The organism is Lachnoclostridium sp. An14 (genome assembly GCF_002160755.1).
In the GTDB taxonomy this organism is placed as follows: domain Bacteria; phylum Bacillota; class Clostridia; order Lachnospirales; family Lachnospiraceae; genus Lachnoclostridium_A.
Genome location: NZ_NFLE01000019.1, coordinates 1 through 17,697 on the forward strand (window position 1 = coordinate 1; position 17,697 = coordinate 17,697).

The following is a 17,697-nucleotide window of genomic DNA, read 5'->3' on the forward strand; positions in this document are numbered from 1 at the left end:
TACCACAAATGGATGCTCTTTTTTCATTCACTTGATAGGTGAAAAGCAATATTCAGTTAAAATACAGTAACTATGTGGCTTTCAGCCACATTCGTGGCAAAGTCGTGAATAATTCAGGTAATATTCTGTGTATAAGGAAATAATTTTCGGAAAATGTTTTTTGATGGAAAATTCAAAGGCATTGAAACCGGATCGAGGAGGAAACGATGACGCAGAGACCATTTATTATCGACTGTGACACCGGTACGGATGACGCGATCGCGCTGATGGCCGCTTTTGGCTGTCCGGAGATCAAAGTCCGGGCTGTGACTTCCGTAAATGGAAACGTCCGCGAGGAATACACGTCGGCGAACAATCTGAATCTGATGGAGTATCTGGGAATTGATGTGGAGGTGAGCAGAGGTGCGACACTTCCTTTTTATCCCAGAGGGAATTATTATGGGACGACCCACGGCAGAACCGGCCTTGGGGATGTGGATCTGCCGGACGCGCAGCACTCCTCATTTTCAAAGGATATGGCCCCGGAGGTGATCCGCCGGATCGCGGCCGAGGAAAACGGCGAGCTGGAGCTTTTAGTAGTAGGCCCGATGACGAATATCGCCATCGCCCTCAGCCTGTATCCCCAGCTGAAGGAGCAGATCAAGCATATCTGGTTCATGGGCGGAGCTGTAAAGGGCGGAAATGTGACTTCTACCGCGGAGTTTAATATCTGGGTGGATCCGGTGGCGGCGAAGATCGTGACGGAATCCGGAATCCCGCTGACCATGGTGGGGCTGGATGTGACGGAAAAGGCGGTACTTGGCCGGAAAGAGGAGAAGGAGCTGCGGGAGTACGGCAGCAAGGCCTCTGTGCTGACGGCTGATATTCTGGAATATATGTTTAAGCGCTGCCAGGGAGGCGGCGAGGACGCCCTGATGCACGACGCTCTGGCGCTGGCAGCGGCGGTGATCCCGGAGTGCCTCACCTGTAAGGAGACGTTTCTGGATGTGGAGTGCCGCGGGGAGTACACCGCGGGACATACGGTGACAGACCTGCGGGGCCGCATGGGAAAGAAACCGAACGCGTCCGTGGCTGTGGAGCTTTCCCTGGACATCTTCAAGGACTGGCTGGTGGAGTGCATTAAACGCTGCGGAAAGGCATGAACGGCGCCAGTGAAAAGCGGATGACGGCATTTGTGACCAGGAGTTCTTTTTACAGGAACATTCTGATCCTGGCCCTTCCCATCATTCTGCAGCAGTTTCTGCGGGTCAGCGTGGATACGCTGGACAGCATTATGCTGGGACAGATCGACCAGATCCAGATGTCGGCGGTGTCCCAGGCGCAGCAGATCTTTTTCGTATTCTACACGGTTTGCAATGGATTCGCGGTGGGATGCTGCGTGCTCATTTCCCAGTATTGGGGGAAACGGGATCTGGATTCCATCCGGACGCTGTTTGCCGTGGGCGTGCGCTATATCGCGGTGTTTGCCATTGCCGTGGCGGCGGTGGTGATGATCTGGCCGGACAAGGTGATGCGGATTTACAGCAGTGATCCGGAGCTGATCGCTCTGGGCGTGTCCTATCTGCGGATCGCGGCACTGATGTATCTGCCCTGCGCGGTGAGCAGTATGCTGTTCGCGTGCTGCCGGGGAATCGAGGAGATGAAGGTTTCCTTCACCACCAACGCGATTTCCTATCCGTTAAATATTGTGTTGGACTATTGTTTTATCTTTGGGGCGTTCGGATTTCCGGAATTGGGGATCCGCGGCGCGGCCTGCGGGGCGGTGATCGCCAGGCTGGTAGAGCTTGGTGTCCTCTGCCGGTTTATCTTCCGCAGGGAAAAGCGGTTAAAGCTGGTTCCCAGGGATATGCTGAGAAAAGATAAGAAGTTAAGCCGGGATTTCCTGCGGGTGGGAACGCCTATTGTGGCCCATGAGATGATATGGTCCACGGGAACTACTGCGGGAAGCTCCATCACCGGGCAGATGAGTACGGTGATCGTAACCGGCTACAACGTGGCCAATGTGCTGTACCAGCTCATGGCCTGCGTGATGAACGGAATCCTTCACGCCTGTTCCGTTACCATGGGAAAGACCATCGGCGCGGGTGCCGGAAAGGACAAGATCCGCCAGGAGGCCTACACCATGGTGCTCATCGGCTGCGTAGGAGGAACGGTTCTGGGAGTGATGACGCTCCTTGTGGGAAGTGCTTTCGTGAGCATTTACACCCTTACTCCCGACGCGGCGGAGTACGCCAGGTGGTTTATGGTGATCTTTGCCATGATCTGGCCGTTTTCCGGCATGGAGATGACAGGAATGATCGCCACGCTCCGGGCGGGAGGCGACGGAAAGACCGGGTTCATCACCGATATTTTTACCATGTGGCTGATTACCATTCCGCTGGCATCCTTAAGCGCGTTTGTGCTGGGACTGTCGCCCTACGTGGTGATCTCCATTATCAAATTTAACATTGTATTAGAGGCTCTGGTGGGTATCTTCAGGATCCGTACCATGAAATGGGTCAGGAATCTCACCTCGGCCTGATAATAAAACGCATGAATATTTCATAAAAGGAGGAAACATTATGAAACTGAGAAAATTGATGGCACTGGGAATGGCAGGAGTGATGGCATTTTCACTGGCAGCCTGCGGCGGCGGCGGTTCTGAGGAGCCGGCAGCTGACAATGGAAACGCTGCAGAGGCAGACGGCGGCGAGGAGGCCGCAGCAGGGGATGTGAATAAGAGCATCGCCTACATCGTAGGAAACCTGGGAGACAAATCCTTCAACGACTCCGGTGAGACTGGAATGGTGAAATTAAGAGAGGCCGGATGGGACTGCAAGACCATCGAGGCCGGCGACGAGACGAAGGCTGACAAGTGGGAGGACACCATGTTAGACGCCATCGACGAGGGCTATCACTACCTTGTAGCGTCTTCCACCTACAGAGACATTATGCTGAAACTGGCAGAGGAGTATCCGGAGAACCAGTTTATCATCTTCGACGACTCCATGGATGAGTCCGAGATCCCGGACAACGTGGCATTTATCTTCTACGCTCAGAACGAGGGTTCCTATCTGGTAGGCCAGCTGGCAGCAGGCATGACCGAGTCCGGCGTGGTAGCGGTAAACGTAGGTATGGACAACCCCGTTATCTCTGACTTCGTAACCGGATTTATCAATGGCGTACAGGACTATGATCCCAGCGTAAAGGTTGTAAAGGCAGCCGTTGGTTCCTGGACCGAGCCGGCTAAGATGAAAGAGCTGTGCCTGGCTCAGGCGAGAGATAAGAAAGCGGACGTATTCTATCAGGTAGCAGGCGGCTCCGGCGCCGGACTGTTTGAGGCCTGCAAGGAGAACGGAACCTGGGCAATCGGCGTTGACTCCGATCAGTACACCTACTACAAGGATTCCGAGAATCCGGAGCTGGCAGACGTAATCTTAACCTCCATGTTAAAGAACGTGGGCGACTCCTTTGTAGCGTTCTTCGATCAGGTAGAGGCTGGCGAGGACGTATGGGGCAAGGTAAACAGCCTTGGACTTACGGACAACGCGGTTGGCTATGTGGACAACGAGTTCTTCCAGGAGAACGTTCCCCAGGAGGTAAGAGACGCGATGGCAGAGGCTGCCGAGAAGATCGCAGCCGGCGAGATCGACGTGAAGTCCTATTATGATTTTGCTGATGAGTCCGAGTATCAGGCTCTGCTTGATTCCGTAACTCCGTAATCGAAAGCAGCAGGAAATCAGCCGGAATGCCGGCAGACCATATAAATTTTATATCAGCAGGCCTCTCCTGTGGGGCCTGCTGATATAACATAGGAGGAAAATGTATGGCTCAGGAAGTATTGAGAATGGAAGGCATCACCAAGATATACGACAATGGATTCGTAGCCAATAAGAACGTGACGTTCTGGCTGAACGAAGGCGAGATCCTTGCTCTTGTAGGTGAGAATGGTGCCGGAAAGACCACTCTTATGAAGGTGCTGTTTGGACTGGAGGCGCCCCAGAGCGGCCAGGTGACCATGAACGGGGCCCCGGTAAAGATTTTAAACACACTGGACGCCATCGGGAAGGGAATCGGAATGGTGCATCAGCACTTTATGCTGGTGCCGTCCCTGACAGTAGCGGAGAACGTGGTTTTAGGTATTGAGCCCATGAAGAATGGGCTGTTTGATTTTGATACCGCCGTTTCCATGACCCAGGAGGTAGCGGACAAGTATAACTTCAACATTGATCCGAAGATGAAAGTGGCGGATCTGTCCGTGGGACAGATGCAGAAGGTAGAGATCATGAAGGTGCTCATCAAGGGCGCGAAGATCATCATCATGGACGAGCCGACGGCTGTGCTGACGCCTCAGGAGACGGACGAACTGTTTGAGCAGCTGATCCTGTTAAGAGACAGCGGCCACTCCATTATCTTCATTTCCCATAAGCTGGAGGAGGTAAAGCGGATCTGCTCCAGAGTAACGGTTCTGCGCCACGGCTACTGCCTGGGCAGCTATGATCTGGCGGATATGAATGAGTCGGATATTTCCAGGCTGATGGTGGGACGTGACGTTGTTCTGAAGATTGAAAAGGAAGCCCCGAACATCGGCAAACCGGTGGTTCACATCAAAAACCTGGTAAAGATCAACGAGGCCGGAAAACACGTGCTGGATGACATTTCCTTTGACATCCACGAGGGCGAAGTAGTGGGAATCGCGGGAGTTGAGGGAAATGGACAGAGCGATCTCTCTGACGTGCTCAGCGGCATGAGCGGATTTTCCTCCGGAACCGTGGAGGTAAACGGAAACGACATCAAGGGCAAGACCGTCCACGACATCCGTGGCATGGGTATGGCCTACATCCCCGAGGACCGTATGGAATACGGCTGTGCCGGAGATATGTCCATCCGTGACAATATTATGGCAGACCGTTTCTTTAAAAAGGAGTACAAGAGCGGCCCCTTTATGAAGAAGAAATACATTGATGATCTGGTAGACCAGTACATCAAGGATTTTGAGATCGCCTGCGACGACAAGAGCCAGCCGGTGAGAATGCTTTCCGGCGGAAACATTCAGAAGGTGGTTGTGGCCAGAGAGTTTACCTCCGGCTCCAATTTCATTCTGGCGAACCAGCCGACCCGCGGTATTGACGTAGGCGCGGCGGAGATGATCCGTAAGACCATCGTGAAAAAGTCCAGAGAGGAAGGCACTGCGACCCTTCTGATCTCCGCGGACTTAAACGAGGTTCTGGAGTGCTCGGACAGACTGCTGGTATTCCGGAAAGGAAAGGTAGTGGCAGCATTCCCGAAGGCGAATGAGGTATCGGAGGCAGAGCTTGGCGAGTATATGCTCGGACTTAAGACCATGACTGCTGAGGAAATGGAGGGGCTGTTATGAACAAAACGAGAAAAATCGAAATGACCGTAGAGCTGGTCCGGATTCTGGTGGCGGTGGCTATCGCCTATGTGATCGCTCTGGTAACCCTGTTTTTGATAAGTGATGACCCGATCTACATTATCCAGCAGTTCGTGCTGGGGCCGTTCTCATCCGTAAGGCGTGTGGGAAGTATCATCAACCTGGCGATTCCGTTTACGTTTACAGGACTTTGTTTCTGCTTTATGTACGCGGTAAATAAGTTTAACCTGTCCGGCGAGGGCATTTTCATGTTCTCCGGATGTATTGTGACCTTAGTGGCCATCAATCTGGGCGAGGGACTTCCGTTCCCGCTGATGATTCTGGTGCTTTTGATTGTGGGAGCTGTGGTCGGCGTGGTTGTGACCGCCATCCCGGCGTTCCTGGACGCAAAATTTAACTCCAACATCGTCGTGGTATCCCTGATGCTCAACAGCATCCTGGTGTTCCTTTCCATCTGGGTGCTGAAATATCAGATGAGAGATCCCTCCATCGGATCCATGGGTTCTTACCCGCTTCCGGATAATGCGGTACTGCCGAATATCTTCGGAAAGTTCCGTATCCAGGCCGGCCTCTTTATCGCTATTATCGCGGTGATCGCTGTGGCTATCCTGTTCTACAAGATGGTATTTGGCTACAAGATGAGAGTGGTAGGCAGCAACCCGCTGTTTGCGAAGGCCTGCGGAATCAACATGGTGGGAACCATCGTGATCGCACAGCTGATCGGCGGCGCGTTAGCCGGAATGGGCGGCGCCTGCGAGATCCTGGGAAACTATGACCGTTACAAATGGGTGGCCAGCACCCAGCACGGCTTTGACGGCCTGATGGTGGCCGTTCTGGCAAGAAGAAACCCGATCCTGGTGCCGGTGGCAGCCCTGCTGTTGGCTTACATCCGAATCGGAGCTGACGTGGTAAACTCCAGAGGAGATATTCCGATCGAGTTCATCACCGTAATCCAGGGTATCGTTATCCTGCTGGTGGCAGCGGAGGAGTTCATGGGCAGATTCAAGAAGAACATGATCTACAAGGCGGCAGCAGAAGGACTGGACAAGGACAAGAAGGAAGAAGTAAAAGAGCTCATGTCCGAGGACGGCGAGGGAAAGGAGCAATAATATGTTTACATTAGATTGGTTTGCAAATTTTGGATTTTCGGTATTCCGTCTGTCAACTCCCCTGATTTTCGCAGCTCTGGCGGCCGTTATCAATAAAAAGGCCGGTATGCTGAACATGGCTCTTGAGGGCATGATGCTTTCCGCGGCCTTAGGTGGCGTGGTGTTCGCGGGAGCGACGAACAATGTGTGGATCGGCCTTGTGGGCGCCGTGGTGATCGGCGTGATCGTAGGCTGGGTCATCGCGTTTGCCAACATTTCCGGGCAGACGGACCTGTATCTGACCTGTATCGCTGTAAACCTGGCGGCTACGGGCGGAACGGTGTTTGCCATGTTCCTGCTTACCGGTGAGAAGGCGACCACGTCCGCGGCCATCAAGGCGTATACGCTGCCGTCCATCACCATCCCGCTGATCGACAAGATCCCGTTAATCGGGCCGATGGTTTCCGGACACAATGTTTTGACGTATTTTTCCTTTATCAGCATTTTCCTGGTGTGGTTCTTCCTCTATAAGACCAGGCTGGGACTGAGAATGAGGGCTGTGGGAGAGAATCCCCAGGCGGCGTCCTCTGTAGGTATCAATGTAAAAAAGATCGGCTATATCTCCTTCCTGATTGCCGGCGTGCTCTGCGGCTTTGGCGGCGCGTTCATGTCCATGGGCTGGGTAAGTTTCTTTATGAAGAACATGATAAACGGCCGTGGTTACATTGGACTTTCCGCTATGAACATCGCGGAGGGCAACCCCATCGGCTCCGGTATCGCGGCTGTATTCTTTGGATTCTCTGACGCTTTGGCTACTACCTTAAAGAGCCAGGGAGGAACCTTCCCCACAGAGTTCCTGGATATGATCCCCTACGCGGCGACGATCATCGCCCTGGTAGTGATCAGCTCCATCCGCATGAGCCACTTAAAGAAGATCCAGAGGGGCGGAAAATAATACTGACAGCATAGCAGGAGGTTTGGAATGATTGACAAGAAAAAAGTGGTGATTGACTGCGATCCGGGCATTGACGACTGTTTTGCCCTGATGCTCTGCATTAAGCATCTGGACGTAAAGGGAATCGTGGCTGTGGGCGGAAATACCGGCCTGAAATACACGGAGAGAAACGCCAGATACATGACGGAGCTCACGGGACGGCCGGACATCCCCGTCTACGCCGGTTATGATATGCCGATGCTTAACAAGCTGGTACGTGCCACAGAGGTTCACGGCAGCGGCGGACTTGGCACCGTAGCGATTGAGGAGCCGAAGAAACAGCTGGAAAAGCAGCACGGCGTGGATTACCTCATCGACACTTTTATGAATCACGACGACATTTCCCTGATCACCTTAGGGCCGCTGACCAATGTGGCCCAGGCGATCTTAAAGGAGCCGCAGTTAAAGACCAGGATCCCGGAGATCCTCTGCATGGGCGGGGCCGCGTTCTGCGGAAATACCACGCCGGCGGCGGAGTTTAATATTTACGTGGATCCGGAGGCGGCGAAAATCGTGTTTGAGTCCGGCATTCCCATCCGCATGGTGGGACTGAACGTGACGAGACAGAATCATATGACCTTTGAGGACGTAAAGACCTTAAAGGCCATGGGCAATCCGGTGGCTGACTTCGCGGCGGAGATTCTGTCCTTTACTGCCGGTCAGGATGGCCGGACGGGACTCTGTGACGCCTGTGCCGTCTCCTGGATGGTGGACGATCACATTATCACAAAGAGCGCGAAGGTGCACGTGGATGTGGAGACGAAGGGCGAGTTTACCAGAGGCATGACCCTGTGTGACTGGAGAGAGTATATGGGCAAGGATCCGAAGATGGACATTGCCCATGAGAAACAGTATGACAAGTCGGATCTGGTTCCCAATGTGGATGTGGCCCTGGAATTTGATGAGAAACGGTTCCGGGAAGTGCTGTTTGGCACCATCGCGTCCTACGGGGAGTAAGACAGTTCGGAGAGCGGAAGACAAGTGCCGGGCGTGACGCGCTTGGGCACGGAATTGACAGCAGCGGCGGTTTGGCGCCGCGACAGGAGGGCGGATAATGTTTACGCAGATCTATTCCATACAGACGGTAGAGGAGGCATTGGGCTGCGTGGAGGCGGGAGCGGACCGCGTGGGTGTTCTGGTGGGAACGCCCGGCGGAAAGTTTCCCTGCGCGATCCACGAGGACGAGGCCGGGAGAATATTTGAGGCACTGAAGGGAAAAGCCGTGCGGGTGCTGATTTCCGTGGCGGACAATGAGAGGGATATTTTAGAGCAGACGAAACGGCTTCGGCCGGATGTGCTTCACCTCTGCGCCAATTTCACAGGAAACGCGGCTTTCCGGGAGCGGATGCGGGAGGAGATCCCGGAGGTTCTGCTCATGGAGGCTGTGGGAATCGAGGATGATAGCGCTGTGGAGGACGCGAAACAGAAGGCAGAGTATGCTGACCTGCTGATTCTGGACAGCGTTTCCAAAACGGTGCCGGGCGTGGGAGCCGCGGGGGTTACCCACGACTGGAGCATCGACCGGGCCATCGTGGAGGCGGTGGACGTGCCGGTGATCTTAGCCGGAGGCCTGGGCCCGGACAACGTGGAGGACGCCATCCGCGCGGTACGTCCGGCGGGTGTGGATTCCCTGACGAAGACCAGCGTAAAGGAAAACGGAGTCCTGGTGAGAAAAGACCTGGACAAGGTGAGAGAATTCTGCCGCAGAGCCATGGCGGTAGAATTGTAGGAATATGAGAAGGATCTTGTGCATAGGGGATTTATGTGCGGATCTCATCATCCCCTATGGAGAGACGAAACGAAAGCTGTCCCGGATCCGGGAAGGGGTCATCGAAAGCTGTGAGGTGGAACTGCGGTCCGGGGGGACTGCGGGAAACACGGCGGTGGTGCTCGGAAAGCTGGGAGAGCGTCCGGTCTTTGTCACAGATCTGTGCGGAGACAGGATCGGAGATTTTTTAAAGCGGGAAATGGAAGGTCATGGGGTGGATATGTCCTTTTCACGTGTGGGGGAGCGAGGGGCCATGGTGTGCATTGCCGTGCTGGAGGAAGACGGAGAGCGGACCATGTTTCCCTGGATCCCTCCAGGCGGCGGGTATCCCACATTTACAGAGGAAAGCTTTGATCCGCGGCTTTTCCACGGAGAATGGCTGCTGTTTACCGGCGGAATGTCGTTAAACAACGACGGAAAGAGCATGGGCGCGGTGCTGTCTTTTATCAGGCAGATGAAGGAGCGCACAAGCTCCCGGTTTGTGTTTGACTTAAACACCAGGATCGAGACCTACGGCCTGAACCAGGAACGGCGCTGGTACTATCAGCAGATGATCGGTCTGGCGGATGTGGTGATGGGCTCCGGCATAGAGGAGTTTGGGCCGCTCACCGGAAAAGAAGAACTGAAGGAGGCGGCGGCAGCTCTGGCTGTGGATGGCCGGCGTGTGATCGCCAGGGACGGGAAGAAACCGGTCCTGATTTTTGAAAACGGGGACGTGACGGCAGTGGAAACCGCCGATGTACCGGTGGTGAGCACGGTGGGGGCCGGGGACACCTTTAACGGGGCGTTTCTGTGCGCTGAAAATCACGGGCTTTCCACGGTGGAGAGTGTAAAGTTTGCCAACGAAATGGCCGGTTACATGATAAGCCACAAAGGACATCTTGAGATACCAGAGAAAACAGAAAAATGGCTTAAAAGAGTGTAAAAAGGGGGCTTGAAACGGATGGGCATAGGATATGAGGAGCTGGAGACAAGGCGGGAAAAAGCAAAAACCATCATTGGGGGACTGAAGAAACGGAACATAGAGGGCTTTTACTGCCAGACCAAGGAGGAGGCCCTGAAACTGGTCACGGAGCTGGTGCCGGACGGAGCGTCAGCCGGATGGGGCGGTTCCGTGACATTAAAACAGCTGGGGCTGTTTGATGCCCTGCGGGAAAAAGGCTGCCGTCTGTTTGACATGGATGAGGCCAACGGGGACCCGGAGTTATCGGCGAAGATCTATCAGGATTCCGTAGGGGCGGACTATTTCTTTATGAGCACCAACGGAATCACGGAAAACGGCGAGCTGGTAAATATCGACGGGGCAGGAACCAGGCTTTCCCGCATGATTTACGGACCGAAACAGGTGGTGATCATCGCCGGCATCAATAAGATTTCCCCGGACGTTCAGACGGCCATCGACCGGATTCAGAACGAGGTCTGCCCGGTGCTGGCGGTGGCCGGCGGGCGGAATACGGCCTGCAGCAACCTGGGGCGGTGCGGAAACTGTTTCACGCCGGACTCCATGTGCTGTGAGTTTGTAATTACCAGAAAATCCCGGCAGAACGGCAGGATGAAACTGATTCTGGTGGGAGAAGAACTGGGGTATTAAAGAATGGGAAATAGGCGCGGAGGCAGAGCACGGAGAGACGGGTGCTTTGGCCTCCGCGTTTCTTTTGCGGATGGTTTTGGATTTTTGTGGATGGTTTTGGATGGAAGGTTTGAGGGGGAGTAAAAAGATGATTTTGGCGGTTGTTCCGGCAAAAACCGGCGGGAATGGGGGCTGGAGAAGAAATCTGCCATGGAAAAGGGGGACAGGACATGGATCTGAGAGATATGAAGGATGTGATTTTGGAGCAGGCGAAAAAGTATAACAGCTTTTATCTGTATGAGGAGCGGGGAATCGCGGAGTATACGGGGCGGCTGAAAAAGAGCTTTCCGCGGACGGAATTTCTGTATTCCATCAAATGCAATTCCAATCCGGAGGTGGTGAAATGCGTATTTTCCCAGGGATTTGGGGCGGACGCCGCCAGTCTTGGGGAGGTGCGGATGGCCAGGAAATGGGGGCTGGAAAAAGAGCACATTTTTTATTCGGCTCCAGGAAAGAGCATGGAGGACATCCGGCAGTCCATTTCTGAATGTACGCTTATCGCGGACAGTGTCGGTGAAGTTCAGCGGATCTGGAGCGTGGCGGAGGAGCTGGGGATCTCTGTAAATATTGGAATCCGCATCAATCCGGAGTTTTCTTTTTACGACGGAAACAGCCATCCGTCGAAGTTCGGGATTGACGAGGCACAGGTCTATGAGCTTTTCTCCCGCGGCGACGGAGACGGCAGGGTGAGGATCACAGGAATCCACGTGCATTTGCGGAGCCAGGAGTTAAACGGAGATGTGCTGGCGGGGTATTATGAAAATATGATAGCCCTGGCAAAGCGGGTGCAGGCCGCCGCCGGTTCTCCCCTGGAATACATCAATCTGGGTTCGGGAATCGGGATTCCCTACGGGCCGTCGGACCGTCCTCTGGACGTGGAAGGGCTGGCAGGCCGGGCGGAAGAACTGTTTGCTCGGTTTCGCCGGGAAAATCCCCATACCAGGATTTTAATTGAGGTGGGGCGGTATGCTGTGGGAAAAAGCGGGATTTACGTCACGAAGGTAATGGACCGGAAGGTTTCCTGCGGGAAAACCTATCTGATTCTGAAAAATACGCTGAATGGATTTATAAGGCCGTCTCTGGCGCGGCTGGTGTGCAGCTATGGCGGCGCGGCCAACGGCTGTCCGGCGCCCTGTGAGCCGCTGTTTACCAGCGGGGACGCGTTTGAGATTCGGACGCTGAAAGAGGACGGGGCGGAGAAGGAGACGGTGACGCTGGTGGGGAATCTGTGCACGGCGGCAGATGTGGCAGCGGAGAATGTGACGATGCCACGGCTGGACGTCGGGGATGTGGTGATCTTTACCAACGCCGGAAGCTATGGAGCGGTGCTGTCCCCTGCGCAGTTTTCTTCGCAGGAGAGGCCGGCGGAGGTGTTTTTGAGGGAGAGTGGGGAGGTGGCGGTGAGAGAGATGCCGGTTTGGTGAATACCGAAAGAAAATCAAATTTTTAAGGGAATTTTGAATGGAAAAAGACAGTGAAATGGAAAAAAGGATGTTATTCGAATAAATGGTGAGTTGATATTATTCGAATAAAAGCATATAATAAAGGTATTGTAATCGTATAAAGGAAGGGGGCGTAGGAAAATGTCTGGCGATATGACCTGTCGGGAGGCGGCAGAGCTGTGGGGAATATCGGAACGGCGGATTGCTGTTTTGTGCAAAGAAGGAAGGATTCCAGGAGTTTACAGGGTTGGGCGCAGCTGGATGATTCCGGAAGGAGCGGAAAAACCAGCGGATAAAAGGCTTGCGGAGCGGGAGCGGAGGCGGCCCCTTCCCATTGGGGTTTCCGATTTCAAGGAGGCGTCTGCGGAGTATTACTACGTGGATAAGACGCTGCTGATCCGGGATTTTTTGGATGAAAGGCCGAAGGTATCGCTGTTTACCAGGCCCCGCAGGTTTGGAAAAACCCTGAACATGGATATGCTGAAGGTTTTCTTTGAGAAAACGGATAGGGATACGTCTGTTTATTTTAAGGACAAAAAGATCTGGAAATGCGGGGAGTATTATCGCAGTTTCCAGGGGAAATATCCCGTGATATTTATAAGTTTTAAGGATGTGAAATTTAGGGAATGGAATCAGACGCTGGAGGCAGTTTGCGCGATTCTGCGCGATGAATTTGCCCGGCACAGAGAGCTGGAGGGCAGTGAGAAATGTAATTCCTATGAGCGGGGATATTATGAACGTGTAGTAAATGGAACAGCCACAGAGGTGGAACTTTCCATGGCTCTCGCCATGCTGTCTCAGATGCTTGACCACCATCACGGAATTGCTCCTCTTTTGATGATTGATGAATATGACACGCCAATTCAGCAAGGGTACGTTTATGGATATTATGAGGATGTCATCCTTTTTATGAGAAACTTATTTTCAGGAGGGTTTAAGGATAATCCTCATCTGTCTTTTGGGGTTCTCACTGGGATTTTGCGGGTGGCGAAGGAGAGCATTTTCAGTGGCATGAATAACCTGAAGGTCAATTCTATTATGGATGACAGGTACAGCTCCTACTTTGGATTTACAAAGGAGGAGGTGCGCGGCATGGCGGAGTATTACCAGGTTTCAGACCACTATGAGGAAATCGGCAGGTGGTACGATGGCTACCGTTTTGGAAATACGGACATTTTCAATCCCTGGTCGGTAATCGGGTATTTCAACAATGACTGCCGTCCGCAGGCATTTTGGGTCTCTACCGGAAGTAACGAGATCATTGGGGATATTTTACTGGACGCAGACAGGGAGACAGTGGAACAGCTATATTCTCTGATGAATGGGGAACGAGTTTTCGCCCATATTGACACAAGTGTAATTTATCCTCAGATCCGGCAGAATCCAGGTTCGATCTACAGCTTTCTTTTGGTGACAGGGTATTTGAAGGCAGAGAAGATAAAACAGCAGTTTTCCGGAGATTATATATGTGAGGTATCTCTGCCAAATCAGGAAATCTTTTTTGTTTACAGCAGGGAGATTCTCAGGAAAATTGAAAAAGTTATATCTCCTTCATCAGCGCTGGCAATCCAGGAGGCGCTCTATTCCAGAGATGGGGAGCAGATTCAGAAGGCACTGCAGGCATTTTTGGTTCAGACAATCAGCTATAACGACGCATCCAGTGAAAGCTTTTATCACGGATTGGTTTTGGGGCTTTGCGCGGTGATGGATAACCGTTATTATGTGACGTCAAACAGGGAATCGGGGGACGGACGCTTTGATATTCAGCTAATGCCGAAGGAAAACGATCTGCCGGGAATCCTCATGGAATTAAAGGCAGGAAAGGGAATGGATGAAAAACAGCTTTCCAAGCTTTCCCGCGAGGCGCTCCGCCAGATCGGCGACCGCGGCTATGATGTGGAGATGAAAAGCCGCGGCGTGAAGACGGTTCTGCGGATGGGAGTCGCATTTTGCGGAAAACGGGTGCAGGTGGCGGGAGATCATTGGGATAGGGATCGGTGACTTAATTCTTTACAAATTAAAATCCAGCACCGTCTTCTTAATACTGAGAAAATAGTGCTGGATGATTTATTGATTGTACTCTGTAAGGAAACTCCTTCTCCCCCTACTCCCCCTCCCGCAGTTCCATCTCCTTAATCCTCTCATACAGAAAATCATTGGTAGGGGTGGGAATGCCGTGTTTTTGGCCCAGGGCGCGGATGGTGCCGGAAAAGAGTTCTACTTCGGTGGGGCGGCCGGCGCGGAGGTCTCGGCGCATGGAGGAGATACCGATGCCGTCCAGACCGTTAATCAGAGTGAGCCAGTCGGTGATGGTCTGATCGTTCACGGGAACGCCCTCGGCCTGGCCCACCTGCACGGCCTCCTTCATGGCGCTGATCATGATCTGCCGCGGCTCGCCTTCCCGTTTTACGCCGTCAAAATCCGTTTCGTAGACGGCCACAGCCTGGCAGATGCCGGTATTGAAAACCAGGCGCTCCCAGAGATTCTTTTTCATATCCGGATGACAGCGGTAGGGAAACTCCATGCTGTCGAAAAAGGCGGTGAGGGCGCGCATAAAATCAGACGGCAGCCCGTCGTTCGTGCCAATGTTCATCACGCCCATGTTATTGTATCGGATCTGGGAGCCGGAACGGGAGACGTCGGTGCCCTGAACGGTGCAGAGCAGCACCCGCCCGTTTCCAAAAGCCCGGCTGAGCAGGTCCTGGCTGGTGATGCCGTTGATAAAAGAGAGGATGACCGTATTTTTCCCCACCTGGCTGCCGATGCGGCGGATGACATTGTCCAGTTCGCAGAATCTCATGGCGAAGATGACCAGATCAGCGGGGCCTACGGTCCCAAAGGGAATGAAGGTGAAACGGCAGGGCTCCCCGTTGCAGGTGATGTCCGCGTTTTTGTAAGTCTCGATTACGCTTTCGCCGGCAACGAAACGGACACTTCCTTCCGGAAGACGGCTGTTTAAAAACTGGCCGTACATAAATCCCAGGGTTCCCGTTCCCACAATGGAAATTTTTCTTATGTCCATACTGTTCCTCCCCTCAAAACTTTACCGTTTATCTAAATTTTCTATATTATTTAAAGAATTCAAATAAAATAAATTTATTCTTCAATAACGTGGATTTCCAGATAGTCAAAGTCAATGTGCTCGATGAAATTATCCTGGCTGAATCTGGTCTTGTCGTGCAGCTGGAAATCGTGGATGTTTGCGTCCAGCCAGATCGGCTTGCCCAGGTCGAAGGTGTAGCAGATCTCGTCGAGGGATTGGAAAACCATCTGTGTCCTGGACAGGGAATAGTCGGTCTGACAGGCCACGGTATCGCGGACCAGACGGTTGTCCTTCCATATTTTTCCCCACATTCGGAACATATTTTCACCTCCCTTTTCCCATGTACGTTAATCGTTTGTCAATGCTTTCAGTATACAGGAAACAGGTTTCTTTTGGCAAGGGCAAAATTGCGGCCTGCCCCTTGTGAAAGAGGCTTATTTGTAGTAATCTATTACCATAGGGCAGTACGAAGGAGGAACCGGATATGGGACAGCAGACGACGGACCAGATCGCTTTTCTCATTGAGGCCAGGACAGCTCTGGAGGAGCTGGGCGTGGTAAAGGATCGGGAAAAGCAGCTGAAAATCGACGAGATCAAAGTGGGCAAAACCCTGGAGGTGGAAAAAAGGACGGTGGAGGAAACCATCAACACCACGGTCCGCAAGCGCCGCGAGGCCATTTCCTCCAGCTATGAAGCGGAAATGGACAAGGCAGAGGACAAGCTGAAAAAGGCCCGGGTGAAACGGGAGAAAGCCAAAAACCAGGGAATGAGAGAGCGGATCGCTGAGGAGACGGCGGATCTGCGGGATGAGAACCGGGACGTGAAGGAGAAAATCAGGACGCTGTTTAAGCAGAAACACATTCCGGCGTACTGCAATACCAGCTGGTATTTCGCCCTGTTTTTTCCCAGGCATTTCAAGGAAATCCTGATGTTTCTGGTCACGATTTTCCTGTGCTTTCTGGCCATTCCCTACGGAGCTTATATGCTGGTTCCCAAAAGGCAGCCGCTCCATCTGGTGGGGATTTATTTCCTGGCGGTCCTCATATTCGGCGGCATTTACGTACTGCTGATGAACCGGACGAAGGTCCGCCATATGGAGACCTTAAAAGAGGCTCGGGTAATGCGGGATCACATCCGCGCCAACCGCAAGAAAATCCATGTGATCACCAGGACCATCCAGCGGGACAAAAATGAGAAAATGTATGACCTGGAGAAGTACGACGATGAGATCTCCCGTTTAGAGCAGGAGATTCAGAACATCGCCGCCCAGAAACAGGAGGCGTTAAATTCCTTTGAGCAGGTGACAAAGACCATCATTTCCGATGAAATTCTGTCGGGGGCCAAGCCGCGGATCGACGAGCTGGCGGCCAGCTACCGGGACATCCGTCAGTCCATCACGGAGACGGAGGCGGAGATCAAGGAAAAGAATCTGGAGGTCACCAGCAAATACGCCGGTTATCTGGGAAAGGAATACATGGATCCCATGAAGATCGGAGAGCTGATGGAGATCATCCGCAGCGGCCGGGCGGCCAATATCAGCGAGGCCATGGAGGCGGCAAAGGCGCCGAAGGCCCAGCAGTGATTGTCCGTGCATAAAGAGAATCATCCATGCCTATAATAGAGTATAAGATGCCAGTGGCAAACGGTGGAAATCCCATGCAGGCCTGCCTGCGGGAGGAGTTTTGACCCGGGGATTTCAGCATTGGCATAAGAAAACATTACAGGCGGGATGGTATGAAATTCTTGGAACGGATCCGGCTCTGCGGGGGCCGTGAAATATATTATTACGACGCGAGAAAGGAACGGGAAATCGAAAATTTCGCTTTGCAGCTCTACAACATGGTGGGCGGAGAGATGGAGAGCGGAAAATGGAAAGGCGTGCTCTTTCTCTGCATCGGGACGGACCGGTCTACGGGGGACAGCCTGGGCCCGCTCATTGGCTACAAGCTAAAGGAGCGGCGGATGCGCAATGCCAAGGTGGTGGGAACCCTGGAAAAGCCGGTCCATGCCATGAATCTGGAGGAGTATTTAAAAGTGGTGAAATCCCGCTATCCCGGGTATTTGACGGTGGCGGTGGACGCGTCCGTGGGAAACGCGGAGCACGTGGGCTACATCACCCTGGGAAAAGGGCCGTTAAAGCCTGGGCTGGGGGTGAGCAAGGAGCTAAGAGAGGTAGGGGACTTATTTATCACAGGCATTGTGGGCAGCTGCGGCAGCCACGATCCCCTTATGCTCCAGAGCATCCGGCTGTCGGTGGTGATGCGCCTGGCGGACTGCATCAGCGAAAGCATTTATTTTGTCGAAAAGTTATGGGACAGGGCCGCGTCCGTTTGACAAGTTTTTCGTGGGGCCTGTGCT

Annotated in this window: 16 protein-coding genes; 14 read left to right on the forward strand and 2 right to left on the reverse strand. The window is 53.2% G+C overall.

Features of this window, described 5'->3' with window-relative positions; all coding sequences use genetic code 11:
* Nucleotides 1-206: 206 nt before the first annotated feature.
* From B5E84_RS11610 to B5E84_RS11665, 12 genes are all read left to right on the forward strand, one after another.
* Entirely contained in the window at nt 207-1,142 is a 936-nt protein-coding gene (locus tag B5E84_RS11610) for a nucleoside hydrolase (RefSeq protein ID WP_087222903.1), read from the forward strand.
* Nucleotides 1,139-2,521: an MATE family efflux transporter gene (locus tag B5E84_RS11615; RefSeq protein ID WP_087222904.1), complete on the forward strand. Its 1,383-nt coding sequence runs from the start codon at nt 1,139-1,141 to the stop codon at nt 2,519-2,521. The genes B5E84_RS11610 and B5E84_RS11615 overlap by 4 nt, the downstream gene beginning before the upstream one ends.
* A 40-nt stretch (nt 2,522-2,561) precedes the next feature.
* Nucleotides 2,562-3,701, forward strand: coding sequence for a BMP family ABC transporter substrate-binding protein (locus tag B5E84_RS11620; RefSeq protein ID WP_087222906.1), 1,140 nt, complete (start codon nt 2,562-2,564; stop codon nt 3,699-3,701).
* Nucleotides 3,702-3,805: 104 nt separating this feature from the next.
* Complete coding sequence (locus tag B5E84_RS11625; RefSeq protein WP_087222908.1) at nt 3,806-5,356, forward strand: ABC transporter ATP-binding protein; 1,551 nt, start codon at nt 3,806-3,808, stop codon at nt 5,354-5,356.
* Complete coding sequence (locus B5E84_RS11630; RefSeq protein ID WP_087222910.1) at nt 5,353-6,483, forward strand: ABC transporter permease; 1,131 nt, start codon at nt 5,353-5,355, stop codon at nt 6,481-6,483. The genes B5E84_RS11625 and B5E84_RS11630 overlap by 4 nt, the downstream gene beginning before the upstream one ends.
* Before the next feature lies 1 nt (nt 6,484).
* Nucleotides 6,485-7,417: an ABC transporter permease gene (locus tag B5E84_RS11635; RefSeq protein WP_087222912.1), complete on the forward strand. Its 933-nt coding sequence runs from the start codon at nt 6,485-6,487 to the stop codon at nt 7,415-7,417.
* Between the two features lie 27 nt (nt 7,418-7,444).
* Complete coding sequence (locus B5E84_RS11640) at nt 7,445-8,413, forward strand: nucleoside hydrolase (RefSeq protein WP_087222914.1); 969 nt, start codon at nt 7,445-7,447, stop codon at nt 8,411-8,413.
* A gap of 97 nt (nt 8,414-8,510) precedes the next feature.
* Nucleotides 8,511-9,185, forward strand: coding sequence for a phosphoribosylanthranilate isomerase (locus B5E84_RS11645; RefSeq protein ID WP_087222916.1), 675 nt, complete (start codon nt 8,511-8,513; stop codon nt 9,183-9,185).
* A gap of 16 nt (nt 9,186-9,201) precedes the next feature.
* Complete coding sequence (locus B5E84_RS11650; RefSeq protein WP_162612857.1) at nt 9,202-10,149, forward strand: carbohydrate kinase family protein; 948 nt, start codon at nt 9,202-9,204, stop codon at nt 10,147-10,149.
* A gap of 18 nt (nt 10,150-10,167) precedes the next feature.
* Nucleotides 10,168-10,815: a lactate utilization protein gene (locus B5E84_RS11655; RefSeq protein ID WP_087222920.1), complete on the forward strand. Its 648-nt coding sequence runs from the start codon at nt 10,168-10,170 to the stop codon at nt 10,813-10,815.
* Nucleotides 10,816-11,024: 209 nt separating this feature from the next.
* Nucleotides 11,025-12,278 (forward strand): diaminopimelate decarboxylase family protein, encoded by a 1,254-nt coding sequence (locus B5E84_RS11660; RefSeq protein ID WP_087223029.1) that lies wholly within the window; start codon nt 11,025-11,027, stop codon nt 12,276-12,278.
* 159 nt (nt 12,279-12,437) lie between these two features.
* On the forward strand, nt 12,438-14,297 hold the full coding sequence (locus B5E84_RS11665; protein WP_087222922.1) for an AAA family ATPase: 1,860 nt from the start codon (nt 12,438-12,440) through the stop codon (nt 14,295-14,297).
* Nucleotides 14,298-14,400: 103 nt separating this feature from the next.
* On the opposite strand, the gene B5E84_RS11670 is transcribed toward B5E84_RS11665, so the two are convergent.
* Together B5E84_RS11670 and B5E84_RS11675 are read right to left on the reverse strand one after the other, a co-directional pair.
* Entirely contained in the window at nt 14,401-15,318 is a 918-nt protein-coding gene (locus B5E84_RS11670; protein WP_087222924.1) for a ketopantoate reductase family protein, read from the reverse strand.
* A gap of 74 nt (nt 15,319-15,392) precedes the next feature.
* A complete protein-coding gene (locus tag B5E84_RS11675) occupies nt 15,393-15,659 on the reverse strand; it encodes a hypothetical protein (protein WP_087222926.1) in 267 nt (88 codons plus the stop codon).
* Between the two features lie 164 nt (nt 15,660-15,823).
* Between B5E84_RS11675 and B5E84_RS11680 the strand changes: the two genes are divergently transcribed.
* Entirely contained in the window at nt 15,824-16,921 is a 1,098-nt protein-coding gene (locus tag B5E84_RS11680) for a hypothetical protein (RefSeq protein ID WP_087222928.1), read from the forward strand.
* A 152-nt stretch (nt 16,922-17,073) separates the two neighbouring features.
* Nucleotides 17,074-17,673: a spore protease YyaC gene (gene yyaC / locus B5E84_RS11685; RefSeq protein WP_087222930.1), complete on the forward strand. Its 600-nt coding sequence runs from the start codon at nt 17,074-17,076 to the stop codon at nt 17,671-17,673.
* The last annotated feature ends 24 nt before the right edge of the window (nt 17,674-17,697 follow it).